This is a genomic window from Pseudomonas sp. 91RF, from assembly GCF_003576265.1.
GTDB lineage: Bacteria > Pseudomonadota > Gammaproteobacteria > Pseudomonadales > Pseudomonadaceae > Aquipseudomonas > Aquipseudomonas kribbensis.
Window position 1 is genome coordinate 32,183 of sequence record NZ_QWFC01000010.1, and the last position, 16,296, is coordinate 48,478.

The 16,296-nt window shown below is 61.3% G+C and carries 11 protein-coding genes; 6 read left to right on the plus strand and 5 right to left on the minus strand.

The window, feature by feature from the left end; genetic code table 11:
• Positions 1-62 precede the first annotated feature (62 nt).
• From zipA to DXT77_RS01975, 3 genes are all read right to left on the minus strand, one after another.
• Positions 63-929 (minus strand): cell division protein ZipA, encoded by an 867-nt coding sequence (zipA, locus tag DXT77_RS01965; protein ID WP_119426424.1) that lies wholly within the window; start codon positions 927-929, stop codon positions 63-65.
• A gap of 258 nt (positions 930-1,187) precedes the next feature.
• Positions 1,188-4,676, minus strand: a complete 3,489-nt coding sequence (gene smc / locus DXT77_RS01970) for a chromosome segregation protein SMC (protein ID WP_119426425.1) — start codon at positions 4,674-4,676, stop codon at positions 1,188-1,190.
• Positions 4,677-4,678: 2 nt separating this feature from the next.
• Positions 4,679-5,338 carry a GntR family transcriptional regulator gene (locus tag DXT77_RS01975; protein WP_065259722.1) on the minus strand — a complete coding sequence of 220 codons (660 nt, stop codon included), beginning with the start codon at positions 5,336-5,338 and terminating at the stop codon, positions 4,679-4,681.
• A 266-nt stretch (positions 5,339-5,604) separates the two neighbouring features.
• Here DXT77_RS01975 and xdhA point away from each other — a divergent pair, with 266 nt between their 5' ends.
• From xdhA to guaD, 4 genes are all read left to right on the plus strand, one after another.
• Entirely contained in the window at positions 5,605-7,059 is a 1,455-nt protein-coding gene (gene xdhA, locus DXT77_RS01980; RefSeq protein WP_119426426.1) for a xanthine dehydrogenase small subunit, read from the plus strand.
• Positions 7,052-9,451 carry a xanthine dehydrogenase molybdopterin binding subunit gene (gene xdhB, locus DXT77_RS01985; RefSeq protein WP_119426427.1) on the plus strand — a complete coding sequence of 800 codons (2,400 nt, stop codon included), beginning with the start codon at positions 7,052-7,054 and terminating at the stop codon, positions 9,449-9,451. The genes xdhA and xdhB overlap by 8 nt, the downstream gene beginning before the upstream one ends.
• 116 nt (positions 9,452-9,567) lie before the next feature.
• Positions 9,568-10,425 carry a xanthine dehydrogenase accessory protein XdhC gene (xdhC, locus tag DXT77_RS01990; RefSeq protein ID WP_119426428.1) on the plus strand — a complete coding sequence of 286 codons (858 nt, stop codon included), beginning with the start codon at positions 9,568-9,570 and terminating at the stop codon, positions 10,423-10,425.
• A gap of 13 nt (positions 10,426-10,438) precedes the next feature.
• A complete protein-coding gene (guaD, locus tag DXT77_RS01995; RefSeq protein WP_119426429.1) occupies positions 10,439-11,743 on the plus strand; it encodes a guanine deaminase in 1,305 nt (434 codons plus the stop codon).
• A 156-nt stretch (positions 11,744-11,899) separates the two neighbouring features.
• On the opposite strand, the gene DXT77_RS02000 is transcribed toward guaD, so the two are convergent.
• Positions 11,900-12,664 (minus strand): GntR family transcriptional regulator, encoded by a 765-nt coding sequence (locus DXT77_RS02000; RefSeq protein ID WP_119426430.1) that lies wholly within the window; start codon positions 12,662-12,664, stop codon positions 11,900-11,902.
• Between the two features lie 224 nt (positions 12,665-12,888).
• Here DXT77_RS02000 and DXT77_RS02005 point away from each other — a divergent pair, with 224 nt between their 5' ends.
• Complete coding sequence (locus tag DXT77_RS02005) at positions 12,889-14,079, plus strand: benzoate/H(+) symporter BenE family transporter (RefSeq protein WP_065259728.1); 1,191 nt, start codon at positions 12,889-12,891, stop codon at positions 14,077-14,079.
• A gap of 64 nt (positions 14,080-14,143) precedes the next feature.
• Here the strand turns inward: DXT77_RS02005 and DXT77_RS02010 are convergent, their stop codons facing one another.
• Complete coding sequence (locus tag DXT77_RS02010; protein WP_119426431.1) at positions 14,144-14,485, minus strand: YggL family protein; 342 nt, start codon at positions 14,483-14,485, stop codon at positions 14,144-14,146.
• A 233-nt stretch (positions 14,486-14,718) separates the two neighbouring features.
• On the opposite strand from DXT77_RS02010, the gene dacB reads away from it, so the two are divergent.
• A complete protein-coding gene (gene dacB / locus DXT77_RS02015; RefSeq protein WP_119426432.1) occupies positions 14,719-16,179 on the plus strand; it encodes a D-alanyl-D-alanine carboxypeptidase/D-alanyl-D-alanine-endopeptidase in 1,461 nt (486 codons plus the stop codon).
• Positions 16,180-16,296: the final 117 nt, after the last annotated feature.

Here is a 16,296-nt window from a genome sequence, read left to right on the forward strand (position 1 = left end):
GCAGCCGAGGCTGCTCAATCTATTTTGCCGATTGCCCCTGTATTGCGAGGCAACCTTTTCAATCAACGCTTCTGGGTCAGGGCGCGACGTTCGAATTCGACGATGCGCTGACGGTAGTGCTCGATGGTCTGCGCGGTCAGGACGCTGCGCTGGTCATCTTTCAATTCGCCGTTCAGTTCCTGGGACAGCTTGCGGGCTGCTGCGACCATCACGTCGAAGGCCTGCTTCGGATGACGCGGGCCTGGCAGGCCGAGGAAGAAGCTCACCGCCGGGGTGCTGAAATGGTCGATGTCGTCGAGATCGAAGATGCCCGGTTTGACCGCGTTGGCCATGGAGAACAGCACTTCGCCGTTGCCGGCCATGCTTTCGTGACGGTGAAAAATGTCCATCTCGCCGAAACGCAGACCGCTTTCCAGAATGTTCTGCAACAGTGCCGGGCCCTTGAAGCCGGCCGGGTCGCGACAGATCACGCTGATCACCAGCACTTCTTCGGCTTGTGGCTGATCCTTGTCGGCCACTGCCGGCGAAGACTTGGCGACAGGCTCGATGAAGTCATCGTCACGGCTGCTGAAGCTCGGGCCGCCGTCCAGGTCCAGATCGAGGTTCAGGTCGCCTTGGGCCGGACCGTTGTTGGCACGCTTGCCGCGCTTGGAACCGGATTCGCGAGGCTCGCGCGGTTCGCGGGCCGGCATGCTCACCGATGGCAGGTCGTGTTCGTCCAGTTGCGGCTCTTTATGAGTATCCAGTACGCGGGCCGGGCCCAACAGCTCGGCGCTGGTGTCCTCGTCCGGCAGGTTGGACAGACTTCGGTCAAGACGGAATTTCAGTTTTCCCTTGCCGCCGCGCATACGGCGCCAGCCATCGAAAAGAATACCGGCTATCACAATGATGCCGATGACGATCAGCCACTCGCGCAGACCGATTTCCATGTAATCCCGTGCCTCTATAAAAAATGCTGAAAAATAAGGGGTTTACACTGTGCAAACCGCTTTAAAACGTGGCGCCAACTCTATGTTCTGACAGGCGTTTTGCCCACGTATACGAAAAATTGACATTAAACTAGCACGACCAAAGACAACTTTACACCGTCTGTCTCATTGGCTTGCGCGATTATGTCGATTGGCCAGCAAGTCGAAGCCGGTAAATATGTCCTACAGACTACAAATACCTTTTCCGACAGCGCCGGCTCAGGCATCCACCATCGCCATCGCCTCCTCGACATCCACGGCTACCAGTCGCGAACATCCCGGCTCGTGCATCGTCACACCCATCAACTGCTCGGCCATCTCCATGGCGATCTTGTTGTGGGTGATATAGATGAACTGCACGGTCTGCGACATCTCTTTGACCAAGCGTGCGTAGCGTCCAACGTTAGCGTCATCCAGTGGCGCGTCAACCTCATCGAGCATGCAGAACGGCGCCGGATTCAACTTGAAGATCGCAAAAACCAGTGCCAGTGCGGTCAGGGCCTTTTCGCCGCCGGACAGCAAATGGATGGTGCTGTTCTTCTTTCCGGGCGGCTGCGCCATGATCGTCACCCCTGTATCGAGTAGATCTTCGCCCGTCAGTTCCAAATAGGCGCGCCCTCCACCGAAAACTTTCGGGAAAAGCGCCTGTAAACCGCCATTGATCTGATCAAAGGTATCTTTGAAACGGTTTCGGGTTTCCTTGTCGATCTTGCGGATGACGTTTTCCAGCGTCTCCAGGGCTTCCACCAGATCGGAGTCCTGGGCATCCAGATAACGTTTACGCTCGGATTGTTGCGTGTATTCGTCGATCGCCGCGAGGTTGATCGCGCCCAGGCGCTGAATGCGTGCGGCGATGCGTTCCAGTTCTTCTTCGGCCTCCTTCTCACTGGCCTCGGCGCTCAAGGTATCGAGCACGCCGTGCAAATCGTAGCCGTCTTCCAGCAGTTGATCCTGCAGCGCCTTGCGGCGCACGGTCAGGGCCTGCCATTCCATGCGTTGCTGTTCGAGCTGGCCACGGATCAATTGCGATTGCTGCTCGGCCTGGGTCCGGCGTTTTTCCGCGTCGCGCAGTTCGCGATCGGCGTCTTCCAGGGCGATTTGAGCGGTCTTGAGTTCGTCGTCGACGCTCATGCGCTTGTCGAGCAACTCTTCAAGCTTGAGGCGCAGCTCTTCCAGCGGTGCTTCGCCCTCCTCCAGATTCAGGCTGAGCTGTTCACGTTTTTCAGTGAGACGCTCGGCCTGCATCTCCAGACGCTCCAGCGCCTGGCGGGTCGAATCATGCTGCGCCCGCAGCGAGCCAAGACGCACGGCCAATTGATGGGCGTGATCCTTGTGCTGACGGGCCTCCTGACGCACCCGGTCGAGGCGTTCGCGCAGGCTGTCACGCTGGGCCAGCAGCAATTCGCGCTGCTCGGTGTCGAGGGCCATGGCGTCGAGGGCGTCCTGTAACTGGATCCGCGCTTCGCCGATGTTTTCGTGTTCCAGTTCGCGCTGTTCGGCGAGTTCGACCAGCTCTTCATCGAGACGGGTACGACGCAGCGTCAACTGCTCGGCCTTGGCTTTGCCGGCGGACAGTTGAGCTTTCAATTCACCTTGCTGACGAGCTTCGTCCTGCAGCAAACGACGCAAATGTTCGCGACCGTTTTCCTGCTGACGCTGTTGCGCGCGCAGGGTTTGCAGACGGGTCTCCATGGCTTCGACCGTGGCTTCGCGCTCTTCGCGTTCCGCATGCAGCGATTCGATTTCCTGCCCGCGCGCAAGCATGCCGCTTTCGGCTTCGCTGGCACGGCGCACCCGCAGGAAGTGCCGACCGACCCAATAACCGTCGCGACTGATCAGGCTCTGCCCGGCAGCCAGTTGGCCGCGCAAAGCCAGTGCCTGCTCAAGGCTGTCGACCGGTTTGACCTGACCCAGCCATGGCGACAGATCCACCTGTGCCTCGACCTTGTCCAGCAGGCTGCCGGCCACACGTACGCCGTCATTGCCGGGACTGAGCAAACGCAGATCGCCCTGGGCAAAACCGGACAGATCAAAGCCGTCGAAATCATCCACCAACACCGCTTGCAGGTCGGCGCCGAGCACGGTTTCCACCGCCAATTCCCAACCGGCCTCGACCTTCAGGCCTTCGGCCAGACGCGGGCGTTCGGCGAGGTTATGTTCCTTCAGCCATTCGGCGGTTCCGGTGCCCGGATCGAGCGCGGCCTGCTGCAAGGCTTCGAGGGATGCGAGGCGACCATTGAGGCGCTGCAAATCGCCCTGCGCCTGTTGCTGCGCGGTCAACGCTTGCTGCAACTCCTGACGCAGTTGCTCGAGTTTTTCGACCTGGGCTTCTTCGCTGGTCTGCAAATCTTCAAGGGTGGCTTCGGACTCGGCGAGCTGTTCGCTGAGTTCCATGATCGCCGCGTCTTCAGGGTCTGCCGAGAGCAGCGCCCGCTCTTCACCCAGACGTTTTTGTCGATCGGCCAGACGCTCCATGCTGGTTTCCAGCTGCTGGATGCGCGACTGCTGCACTTCGGCCTGACGGCGCGGTTCGGCGGCGGTCAGGTTGAAGGTGTCCCACTGCTCCTGCCAGCCGTGCATGACGGTTTCGGAATCTTCCAGCGCTGCGGCGGCTTCTTCGGCGGCGGCGTTGGTGATTTCCTGCTCGGGGGTCAGTTGATCGAGCTCTTCGCCGAGGGTCAGCAGCAAGGTGCGGTCGTGGCCCAGGTGCGATTCGGTTTCTAGGCGCGCGCGCTCGGCTTCCTTCAAGTCGTCCTGCAACTGGCGCAAACGCTGCTGGCCGTGCTGGATGCTCTGCTCGACCCGAGCGATATCACCGCCGACCGAATAGAAGCGCCCCTGCACCAGATTGAAGCGCTCGGACAGATCATGGTGACCGTCGCGCAGGCGCTCAATGGCGGCGTCGGCGTTGCGCTGCTCGGCGACCAGCGCTTCGAAGCTGATTTCCTGGTTGCCGATGATCGACTCGCGCTGGCCGACCTGATCGTTCAGATCCTGCCAGCGCAGGGCCGACAGTTGCGCCTTGAGCTGACGCTCTTCAGCCTTGAATTCCTGATACTTCCTCGCGGCCTCGGCCTGACGGTGCAAGCGTTCGAGCTGACGCTCAAGCTCTTCACGCAGGTCGGTCAGACGGGCAAGGTTTTCGTGGGTGCGGCGGATGCGGTTTTCGGTCTCGCGCCGGCGCTCCTTGTACTTGGAGATACCGGCGGCTTCTTCGATGAAGTTGCGCAGGTCTTCCGGCTTGGATTCGATCAGCTTGGAGATCATCCCCTGCTCGATGATCGAGTAGCTGCGCGGGCCGAGGCCGGTGCCGAGGAAGATGTCGGTGATGTCGCGACGACGGCATTTGGCGCCGTTGAGGTAATAAGTGGTCTGGCTGTCGCGGGTCACTTTGCGGCGGATCGAAATTTCCGCGTACGCCGCCCACTCGCCCAGCAGCGTGCCGTCGGAGTTGTCGAACACCAGTTCGATGCTGGCCTGGCTTACCGGTTTGCGACTGGTCGAGCCGTTGAAGATGACGTCGGTCATCGACTCGCCGCGCAGGTTCTTGGCCGAGCTTTCGCCCATCACCCAGCGCACGGCGTCGATGATGTTCGACTTGCCGCAACCGTTTGGCCCGACAACTGCCGCCATATTGCTGGGGAAGTTCACCGTGGTCGGGTCGACGAAGGATTTGAACCCCGCCAGTTTGATGCACTTGAGGCGCAAGGTCAGGCAACCGTCAGGGCGGACACCACCAGATCGCAGCTGCGCTGGGCGTAAGCCGTCAGCACGATGCGGATCTGCGGCAGGTCACGGGCGAGGACGGCGGCCAGCAAACGCTCGAACAGTTCGAGGAACTCGCTCATCTCGGCCTTGCGCTGCTCCAGCGCGAGGAAGTACGCACGGCTCATGGCCGGTTGCAGGTTCTCGACGGTTTCCTGCAGGTACGGGTTGTTGGCGAACGGATACGCAGCGCGCATCACGTTGAAGCTGTCGTCGACGAAGGTGCGGATGTCCTGACGCTCGTAGCTGGCAGTCAGGCGCTGCTGGATCTGCACGAACGGCGCCATGTCGGCCTGGACCTGCCAGCCGTTGGCCACTGCGTTGCCGAGCAGGATGTACAGCTCGCTCATCAACGTGCACAGGCTCTGCACCTTGTGCGCCGTCAGCTCGGTGACATGGGCGCCGCGACGCGGCAGGATCGCGATCAGATGACGGCGCTCAAGGATCAGCAAGGCCTCGCGGACCGAGCCGCGGCTGACGTTCAGCGCCAGCGTGACCTTCTGTTCCTGGATACGCTCTCCCGGCTTCATTTCGCCGCGAATGATCCGTTCGGCGAGGTGGTGAGCGATTTGCTCGGCGAGGCTGTCCGGCGCCTTGAACGTCATGGTTGTCCTTCAAACTCTTCGATCTGCACAAGCGGCGCAGTGTAGCGCAATGCGCGGTCATGGCGGAGTGCCCGCACAGCGGTTTTTGGCACGAATCCCGCAAAAAAGCGGTTGATCCAATGAGGGTCAATACTGAAGAGACACGTTGCAAAGCGACAAAACGGTTTTTCCTGACCTTTAAGTCAGAAAACCATTGACCGAAAAGTCAGACCTGCTAAATTCGGCTCAAGTCGCTTAACAACAATAATGAGTCTGCGAGGCCTTCCGTGATCCAGTTTTTACTCAACCAGGAACTCCGTAGCGAGCACGCCCTGGACCCGAACCTGACTGTGCTCAACTACCTGCGTGAACACGTGGGCAAATCCGGCACCAAAGAAGGCTGCGCCAGCGGTGACTGCGGCGCGTGCACGGTGGTGGTCGGCGAGTTGCAGACGGATGACAACGGCCGCGAACACATTCGCTATCGCAGCCTCAACTCGTGCCTGACGTTCGTTTCGTCGCTGCACGGCAAGCAATTGATCAGTGTCGAAGACCTCAAGCACAAGGGCGAATTGCACAGCGTGCAGAAGGCCATGGTCGAGTGCCACGGTTCGCAGTGCGGTTTCTGCACCCCCGGCTTCGTGATGTCGCTGTTCGCCCTGCAAAAGAACAGCGATGCACCGGATCATGCCAAGGCCCACGAAGCGCTGGCCGGCAACCTCTGCCGCTGCACCGGCTACCGGCCGATCCTGGCCGCTGCCGAACAATCCTGCTGCGGCAAGCAGCCGGACCAGTTCGACGCCCGGGAAGCGGAAACCATCGCCCGCCTCAAAGCCATTGCCCCGACGTCGATCGGCGAACTCAACAGCGGCGACAAACGCTGCCTGGTGCCGCTGACCGTGGCCGATCTTGCCGACCTCTACGACGCTTATCCACAGGCCCGGCTGTTGGCCGGCGGCACCGATCTGGCGCTGGAAGTCACGCAGTTCCACCGCACTCTGCCGGTGATGATCTACGTCGGCAACGTCGCCGAAATGAAACGTATCGAGCACTTCGAAGACCGTATCGAAATCGGCGCCGCCACCGCCCTCTCCGACTGCTACGAAGCGTTGAACGCCGAGTACCCGGACTTCGGCGAACTGCTGCACCGCTTCGCCTCGCTGCAGATCCGCAATCAGGGCACCCTGGGCGGCAACATCGGCAACGCCTCGCCGATCGGTGACTCGCCACCGCTGCTGATCGCCCTCAGCGCGCAGATCGTGCTGTGCAAGGGCGAGACCCGCCGTACGCTGAACCTGGAAGATTACTTCATCGATTACCGGGTCACCGCGCGTCAGGAAAGCGAGTTCATCGAGAAAATCATTGTGCCTCGCGCCACGGCTGAGCAGCGCTTCCGCGCCTACAAAGTCTCCAAGCGTCTGGACGATGACATCTCCGCCGTCTGCGCCGCCTTCAACCTGCGCGTCGAAAACGGCGTGATCACCGACGCCCGCGTCGCCTTTGGCGGCATGGCCGCGATCCCGAAACGCGCCGCCCATTGCGAAGCCGTGCTGCTCGGCCAGCCGTTCAACAATGCCGTCGTCGAACGTGCCTGCATCGCGCTGGGCGAGGATTTCACCCCGCTCTCGGACTTCCGCGCCAGCAAGGAATACCGCCTGCTCAGCGCGCAGAACCTGCTGCGCAAATACTTCATCGAACTGCAAACACCGCACATCGAGACTCGGGTGACCGCTTATGTCTAACCATCACGGCGTAGAGAAAACACAAGCTGAACTGGCTGAACTGTTCGCCAAAGACCTGACCACCGGTGTCGGCCGCAGCGTCAAGCACGACAGCGCCGCCAAACATGTGTCCGGTGAAGCGCAGTACATCGATGACCGGCTCGAATTCCCCAACCAGTTGCACGTTTACGCACGGCTGTCGGATCGCGCCCACGCGAAAATCATCAGCATCGACACCAAGCCCTGCTACGCCTTCGAAGGCGTGCGCATCGCCATCACCCACGAAGACGTGCCGGGCCTGAAAGACATCGGCCCGCTGCTGCCGGGCGATCCGCTGCTGGCCATCGATGATGTGCAGTTCGTCGGTCAACCGGTATTGGCCGTGGCCGCGAAAGATCTGGAAACCGCACGCAAGGCCGCGATGGCCGCGATCATCGAATACGAAGATCTGGAACCGGTGCTGGACGTGGTCGAAGCCCTGCGCAAACGCCACTTCGTGCTCGACAGCCACACCCACCAGCGCGGCGATTCGGCCAATGCGTTGGCCACGGCTGAACATCGCATTCAAGGCACGCTGCACATTGGCGGTCAGGAACACTTCTATCTGGAAACCCAGATCTCCTCGGTGATGCCGACCGAAGACGGTGGCATGATCGTCTACTGCTCGACCCAGAACCCCACCGAAGTGCAGAAACTGGTGGCCGAAGTCCTCGATGTTTCGATGAACAAAATCGTCGTCGACATGCGCCGCATGGGCGGTGGGTTCGGTGGCAAGGAAACCCAGGCCGCCAGCCCGGCGTGCCTGTGCGCCGTGGTCGCGCACCTCACCGGCCAGCCGACCAAGATGCGCCTGCCACGGGTCGAAGACATGCTGATGACCGGCAAGCGTCACCCGTTCTACGTCGAGTACGACGTCGGCTTCGACAGCACCGGACGCCTGCACGGGATTGCGATGGACCTGGCCGGCAACTGTGGCTGTTCGCCTGACCTGTCGGCCTCGATCGTCGACCGGGCGATGTTCCACTCGGACAACTCGTACTACCTCGGTGACGCCACCATCAACGGTCACCGCTGCAAGACCAACACCGCGTCGAACACCGCGTACCGTGGTTTCGGCGGCCCGCAAGGGATGGTCGCGATCGAAGAAGTGATGGACGCCATCGCCCGTCACCTGAACCTCGATCCGCTGGCCGTGCGCAAGGCCAACTACTACGGCAAGACCGAGCGCAACGTCACCCATTACTACCAGACCGTCGAGCACAACATGCTCGAGGAAATGACCGCCGAACTGGAAGAAAGCAGCCAGTACGCCGAGCGTCGCGAGGCGATCCGTCGCTACAACGCCAACAGCCCGATCCTGAAAAAAGGCCTGGCGCTGACCCCGGTAAAATTCGGCATTTCCTTCACCGCCAGCTTCCTCAACCAGGCCGGTGCGCTGGTGCACGTCTACACCGACGGCAGCATCCACCTGAACCACGGCGGCACAGAAATGGGTCAGGGCCTGAACACCAAAGTCGCGCAGGTCGTGGCCGAAGTGTTCCAGGTGGAAATGGACCGCGTGCAGATCACCGCGACCAACACCGACAAAGTGCCGAACACCTCGCCGACGGCGGCGTCCAGCGGTGCCGACCTCAACGGCAAAGCTGCACAGAATGCCGCCGAGATCATCAAGCAGCGCCTCGTCGAGTTCGCTGCGCGGCACTACAAGGTCAGCGAAGAAGACGTGGAATTCCACAACGGCCACGTCCGTGTGCGCGACCACATCATGACCTTCGAAGCGCTGATTCAATTGGCGTATTTCAATCAGGTCTCGCTGTCGAGCACCGGGTTCTACAAGACCCCGAAAATCTACTACGACCGCAGCCAGGCCCGTGGCCGGCCGTTCTACTACTTCGCCTTCGGCGCGGCGTGCTGCGAAGTGATCGTCGACACCCTGACCGGCGAGTACAAGATGCTGCGCACCGACATCCTCCACGACGTCGGCGCCTCGCTGAACCCGGCCATCGACATCGGCCAGGTCGAGGGCGGCTTCGTCCAGGGCATGGGCTGGCTGACGATGGAAGAACTGGTGTGGAACAACAAGGGCAAGCTGATGACCAACGGCCCGGCCAGCTACAAGATCCCGGCCGTGGCGGACATGCCGCTGGACCTGCGGGTGAAACTGGTGGAAAACCGCAAGAACCCGGAAGACACCGTGTTTCACTCCAAGGCTGTGGGTGAGCCGCCGTTCATGCTCGGCATCGCCGCGTGGTGTGCGATCAAGGATGCGGTGGCCAGCCTTGGCGACTACAGGCATCAACCGAAGATCGACGCGCCGGCGACCCCGGAGCGGGTGTTGTGGGGTTGCGAGCAGATGCGCCAGCTCAAGGCGGTGAAGGCCGTCGAGGCTGAAACCGAGCTGGCTCCGCTCTAGGACAGAGGCGCGGCCATCGCGAGCAGGCTCGCTCCCACATTTGCAATGCATTTCCCTGTGGGAGCGAGCCTGCTCGCGAAGAGGCCCGAACAGACAACGAAGATGTCGAGGTGAACATGTACAACTGGATCGACGCCCTCGCCGACCTGCAGAACCAGGGCGAACCCTGCGTTCTGGTGACGATCATCGAAGAGCTCGGCTCGACGCCGCGCAATGCCGGCTCGAAAATGGTCGTCAGCGCCCGCCAGACGTTCGACACCATCGGTGGCGGGCACCTGGAATACAAAGCCATGCAGATCGCCCGCGAGATGCTCGCCAGCGGCAGGCAGGACACTCATCTGGAGCGCTTCAGCCTCGGCGCCAGCCTTGGCCAGTGCTGCGGCGGCGCCACGGTGCTGTTGTTCGAACCGATGGGCCAGGTGCAGGCGCAGATTACCGTGTTCGGCGCCGGTCATGTGGGCCGCGCCTTGGTGCCGTTGCTCGCCAGCCTGCCCTGCCGGGTGCGCTGGATCGATTCCCGGGAAGAGGAATTTCCCGAACAGATTCCCCACGGCGTGCGTAAAATCGTCGCCGAAGAGCCTGTGGATGAAATCGACGACCTGCCGGCGGGCAGCTACTGCATCGTCATGACCCACAACCATCAGCTGGATCTGGAACTCACCGCCGCGATCCTCAAGCGCAACGACTTCACCTGGTTCGGCCTGATCGGTTCGAAGACCAAACGCGCCAAGTTCGAACATCGCCTGCGTGACCGTGGCTTCGACGCCAGTGTCGTGCAACGCATGCGCTGCCCGATGGGCATCAGCGAAGTCAAAGGCAAGTTGCCTGTGGAAATCGCCATCTCCATCGCCGGCGAGATCATCGCCACCTATAACGCCAATTTCGGCCAGCACACCGCCAGCGCCGAACCGATTGCCAAACTGCTGCCGGTTTCGCGCCGCAGTCAGGCCGCCACACTCAAAGCCTCAAACTGATTAGAGAACCCTCATGCCTCTGACTCGCAAAGCCTACCGCGCCGCCATCCTGCACAGCATCGCCGACCCTGCCGAGGTCGGCATCGAAGCCTCCTACGAGTATTTCGAGGACGGCTTGCTGGTGGTCGATGGCGGCAAGATCAGCGCCCTCGGCCACGCCAGCGAACTGCTGCCGACCCTGCCGGCGGACATCGAGATCGTTCACCACAAGGATGCGCTGATCACCCCGGGCTTCATCGACACCCACATCCACCTGCCGCAGACCGGCATGGTCGGCGCCTACGGCGAGCAACTGCTGGACTGGCTGAACACCTACACCTTCCCGTGCGAAAGCCAGTTCGGCGACAAGGCTCACGCCGATGAAGTGGCGGACATCTTCATCAAGGAACTGCTGCGCAACGGCACCACCACCGCGCTGGTGTTCGGCAGCGTGCACCCGCAGTCGGTGAACTCGTTCTTCGAAGCGGCTGAAAAGCTCGATCTGCGGATGATCGCCGGCAAGGTGATGATGGACCGCAACGCGCCGGACTACCTGACCGACACCGCCGAATCCAGCTATGTCGACAGCAAGGCGCTAATCGAGCGCTGGCACGGCAAGGGTCGCCTGCACTACGCCGTAACCCCGCGCTTTGCTCCGACCAGCACCCCGGAACAACTGACCCTCGCCGGCCAGTTGCTGACTGAATACCCGGATCTGTACATGCAGACCCACATCAGCGAGAACCTCAAGGAAATCGAGTGGGTCAAGGAGCTGTTCCCGGAGCGCAAGGGCTACCTCGACGTCTACGACCACTACCAGTTGCTCGGCGAGCGTTCGGTGTTCGCCCATGGCGTGCACCTGTGCGACGACGAATGCGCGCGCCTGGCGGAAACCGGCTCGGCGATCTCGTTCTGCCCGACCTCGAACTTCTTCCTCGGCAGCGGCCTGTTCAACCTGCCGATGGCCGAGAAGCACAAATTGAACGTCGGCCTCGGCACTGACGTCGGCGGCGGCACCAGTTTCTCGCTGCTGCAGACCCTGAACGAAGCCTACAAAGTGATGCAGCTGCAAGGTGCGCGCCTGAGCCCGTTCAAGTCGCTGTACCTCGCCACCCTCGGCGGTGCGCGGGCGCTGCGTCTGGAAGACAAGATCGGCAACCTGCAACCGGGTTCCGACGCCGACTTCCTGGTGCTGGACTACAACGCCACGCCGCTGCTGAGCTACCGCCTGAAGCAGGCCAACAACATTGCCGAGACGTTGTTCGTGCTGATGACGCTGGGCGATGACCGCACCGTGGCCCAGACCTACGCGGCGGGTGCGCTGGTGCACCAGCGCTGAGTTTCCCCAAGGCATAAAAAATCCCCCGGTACTTTTCAGTCCGGGGGATTTTTATTGCCTGTCAGAAAGCTATCGTGAGCAGGCTCGCTCCCACATTTGCAATGCATTCCCTTGTGGGAGCGAGCCTGCTCGCGATGGACACGACACGGTGCCAGCTCAGAGCTTGGCCGCCGGCCGCCCCGGTTTCTTGGCCTGCAACAGATGCGAGAACACCGCATGCAGATCGTCGGACGCGCTTTCCTCGTCGAGGTTGAGCTTGCTGTCGATGTGATCCATGTGATGCATCATCAGGTCCACCGCCAGTTCGCCGTTGCGCGCTTCGATGGCGTCGATCAACTGGGTGTGTTCGTCGTAGGAGCAGTGCGAGCGGTTGCCGCTTTCATATTGGGCGATGATCAGCGAAGTCTGCGAAACCAGGCTGCGCTGGAAGCTGATCAACGGCGCGTTCTTCGCCGCTTCGGCCAGTTTCAGGTGGAATTCGCCGGAGAGACGGATGCCGGCACCGCGATCGCCACGGGAGAAGCTGTCGCGTTCGTCGTTGACCATCTGCCGCAGTTCGGCAATCTGCTCGGCCGTGGCGTGCTGCACCGCCAGTTCAGTGATTGCGCGCTCCACCAGACGCCGGGCGAGGAACACCTGACGCGCCTCTTCGACGCTCGGGCTCGCCACCACCGCGCCACGGTTCGGCCGCAACAGCACCACGCCTTCATGGGCCAGACGCGAGAGCGCGCGGCGAATGATGGTGCGGCTGACCCCGAAAATTTCCCCCAGCGCTTCTTCGCTCAACTTTGTACCGGGCGCCAGGCGTTGTTCGAGGATGGCCTCGAAGATATGCGCATAGACGATATCGTCCTGGGTTCCGCTGCGGCCGGCTTTGCCTGCTCGCGGTTGTTTCTTGAGGGGTTGCAACTGTTCGTTCATGGGCACTCGAGTCGGGAAGAGCGGCGGCGAATTGACCGTGACTGTAATACGGCACAGTGGGTCGCTGGCAAGTATCGCGTAAAAAACAGCGCGATTGTACACAATGGAAGGTGGCAACACGACTGTACGGCTATTTGTGACTTCGGCTGTATTGCAACGCATCGTTACGTTTGAGTTTAGGCTTAAACCCGAAATCCGTGGCTTGAACAAGGAACGCCGCTGTCATGAACGAAATCACCCACACCCGACTGCGCCCCTTCGCGGACACATCGCCCTCCGCCATCGTCGCCGGATTCATCGCGATGATGACCGGCTACACCAGTTCGCTGGTGCTGATGTTCCAGGCCGGACAGGCCGCGGGCCTGAGCAGCGGGCAGATTTCCTCGTGGATCTGGGCGATTTCCATCGGCATGGCGGTGTGTTCGATCGGCCTGTCGTTGCGCTATCGCACGCCGATCACCATTGCCTGGTCGACACCCGGCGCAGCCCTGCTGATCACCAGCCTTGGCGGCGTCACCTACGGCGAAGCCATCGGCGCCTACATCACCTGCGCTTTGCTGGTGACGATCTGCGGTTTGACCGGCAGCTTCGAACGCCTGGTGAAAAAGATCCCGGCATCGCTGGCGGCAGCGTTGCTGGCGGGGATTCTGTTCAAGATCGGCAGCGAAATCTTCGTCGCCGCGCAGCACCGCACCGGCCTGGTACTGGGGATGTTCTTCACGTATCTGCTGGTCAAACGCCTGACACCGCGTTATGCGGTACTCGCCGCGCTGCTGATCGGCACCGCGCTGTCGGGCTTCATGGGGCTGCTGGATTTCAGCGGTTTTCACCTGGAAGTGGCGACGCCGGTCTGGACCACACCGCACTTTTCTCTCGCCGCGACCATCAGCATCGGCATTCCTTTGTTTGTGGTAGCAATGACCTCGCAGAACATGCCCGGCGTCGCCGTGTTGCGCGCCGATGGCTACAATGTCCCCGCCTCGCCGCTGATCACCACCACAGGCATTGCGTCGCTGTTGCTGGCGCCGTTCGGTTCCCACGGCATCAACCTCGCAGCGATCAGCGCCGCGATCTGCACCGGCCCCCACGCCCATGAGGATCGCAACAAACGCTACACCGCCGCCGTGTGGTGCGGGATTTTCTACGGGATTGCCGGGGTGTTCGGCGCCACGCTGGCGGCACTGTTTGCCGCGCTGCCCAAGGAACTGGTGCTGTCGATTGCTGCTTTGGCCCTGTTCGGCTCGATCATCAATGGCTTGAGCATTGCCATGACCGAGGTGAAGGAACGGGAAGCGGCGCTGATCACCTTCATGGTCACGGCGTCGGGGCTGACGCTGTTTTCCATCGGTTCGGCGTTCTGGGGGATTGTTGCGGGGGTGCTGACCTTGCTGATCCTGAACTGGCGCAAGGCCTGAGGCCTCGCTGAAACGCAGACATAAAAAAACGGCGACCCTTGGGTCGCCGTTCTTCATTTCGGAATCAAGCCTTGTTGATCGGCTTTTCCGGATACCAGACGTCCAGCAGCGGGCTGATTTCAGTGGTGGTCAGCTCGGAGCGGGTTTTCAGCCAGGCTTCGACAGCAGCGCGCTGCTCTTCGGAGACCGAGCCACGCTTCTGCAGGCAAACCAGACCGAAGTCTTCGCCGCCGACATAGCCCAGACCGTTGGCTTCCATGGCTTCTTTGATGAATGCTTCGAGGAAAGCGTCAATGGCTTCTTCGGACAGGTCTTCTTTGAAGCCCAGGTTCAGTTCGAAACCCAGCTCTTGAAATTCATCGACGCACAGTTTTTTGCGCAGACGCTGGGAACGGTTAGTCGCCATTGGAACAATCCTCTTAAGTAATAACGGCCGGCACTTTACCAGTTTAAGGCGGCGATTGCCCGCCTATCCGGGACGTGCGTACGACCGCCCGTAAAAAAATAACGAATTGACGCCCTTGGGAAAGGCACAAGCTGTTACACCTTGGGGCATAATGCCGACACTTTCATGACCACTGAGGGCCTTTTCATCCATGTCCTCGTCTTTTTCCCCTCGGCTGTAGGGTTTTATTTCATATGATCAAATCGTTGCGTCCTCTGCTCCTGGCCGGCCTTCTTCTTCCCCTGGCCCTGCCCGTCTCCGCTGCCACCATCAACACGTCCCTGACCCCCAACGTCGAAAAAGCCCTCAAGGCCAGCAAGCTGCAGCCCACTGCCCTGTCGCTGGTGATGGTGCCGCTGGACGGCCCGGGCACGCCGACCGTGTACAACGCCGACGTGTCGGTCAACCCGGCCTCGACCATGAAACTGGTGACCACCTACGCGGCGCTGGAAATGCTCGGCCCCAACCATCAATGGAAAACCGAGTTCTACACCGACGGCGACCTGAGCGGCGGCATCCTCAACGGCAACCTGTACCTCAAGGGTGGCGGCGATCCGAAGCTGAACATGGAAAAACTCTGGCTGCTGATGCGCGACCTGCGCGCCAACGGCGTGACCCAGATCACCGGCGACCTGGTGCTGGACCGCAGCTTCTTCATTCAACCGCAACTGCCTGAGTTCAACGATGACGGCAATGACGAGAACAAGCCGTTCCTGGTCAAGCCCGACTCGCTGCTGGTCAACCTCAAGGCCCTGCGCTTCGTGGCCCGCAATGACGGCGGCCGGGTACTGATTTCAGTAGAACCGCCGATTGCCAGCATCAAGATCGAGAACACCGTCAAGGCGCTCAACTCCAAGCAGTGCACCGGCGGCGTGCGCTACAACCCGGTAACGCAGGCCGATGGCAGCGTGACGGTGACCGTTGCCGGTCAACTGGGTGAAGGCTGCAGCTCGCAGACTTACCTGTCGCTGCTCGACCACGCGACCTACACCGCTGGCGCCGTGCGGGCGATCTGGAAGGAACTGGGCGGCAGCATCCAGGGCAAGGACCGTCTGGCGCCGACGCCAAGCGGCGCCAAAGTGCTGGCCCGTGCCTTCTCGCCGGATCTGGCGGAAATCATCCGCGACATCAACAAATACAGTAATAACACCATGGCCCAGCAGCTGTTCCTGAGCCTTGGCCAGAAATTCCGCAACGAAGCCGACGGCGATGACGCCAAGGCCGGGCAGCGCGTGGTCCGCCAGTGGCTGGCGAGAAAAGGCATCACCGCGCCGCACCTGGTGATGGAAAACGGTTCCGGCCTGTCCCGTGCCGAGCGGGTCAGCGCCCGGGAAATGGCCGCGATGCTGCAAGCTGCGTGGCACAGCCCTTACGCGGCCGAGTACATCAGCTCGCTGCCGATCGCTGGCATGGACGGCACCATGCGTAAACGCCTGAAGACCACCGCAATGCGTGGCGAAGCCCACGTCAAGACCGGCACCCTGAACACCGTACGCGCCATCGCCGGTTTCAGCCGCGACGTGAACGGCAACACCTGGGCCGTGGTGGCGATCCTCAACGACAAGGCACCGTTCGGCGCGTCGTCGGTGCTGGATCAGGTGCTGCTGGATCTCTACAAACAACCGCGAGCGCCGCAGACCGCTTCGGTTCTGTAAGCACACCAGAAAACACTGTGGGAGCGAGTTTGCTCGCTCCCACAGGTATTCAGCGGCAAACCGGATCAGTGCATCTGCCGCTCGACCCGATCCCGCCCCTGTCTCTTATACACATCT

What these genes read in the sequence shown, in the direction of transcription:
- DXT77_RS02000 (WP_119426430.1), bottom strand. Translation starts at nt 12,664, where the DNA reads ATGAACGAACAGTTGCAACCCCTCAAGAAACAACCGCGAGCAGGCAAA.
- DXT77_RS02005 (WP_065259728.1), top strand. Translation starts at nt 12,889, where the DNA reads ATGAACGAAATCACCCACACCCGACTGCGCCCCTTCGCGGACACATCG.
- dacB (WP_119426432.1), top strand. Translation starts at nt 14,719, where the DNA reads ATGATCAAATCGTTGCGTCCTCTGCTCCTGGCCGGCCTTCTTCTTCCC.
- xdhC (WP_119426428.1), top strand. Translation starts at nt 9,568, where the DNA reads ATGTACAACTGGATCGACGCCCTCGCCGACCTGCAGAACCAGGGCGAA.
- zipA (WP_119426424.1), bottom strand. Translation starts at nt 929, where the DNA reads ATGGAAATCGGTCTGCGCGAGTGGCTGATCGTCATCGGCATCATTGTG.
- DXT77_RS02010 (WP_119426431.1), bottom strand. Translation starts at nt 14,485, where the DNA reads ATGGCGACTAACCGTTCCCAGCGTCTGCGCAAAAAACTGTGCGTCGAT.
- DXT77_RS01975 (WP_065259722.1), bottom strand. Translation starts at nt 5,338, where the DNA reads ATGACGTTCAAGGCGCCGGACAGCCTCGCCGAGCAAATCGCTCACCAC.
- guaD (WP_119426429.1), top strand. Translation starts at nt 10,439, where the DNA reads ATGCCTCTGACTCGCAAAGCCTACCGCGCCGCCATCCTGCACAGCATC.
- xdhB (WP_119426427.1), top strand. Translation starts at nt 7,052, where the DNA reads ATGTCTAACCATCACGGCGTAGAGAAAACACAAGCTGAACTGGCTGAA.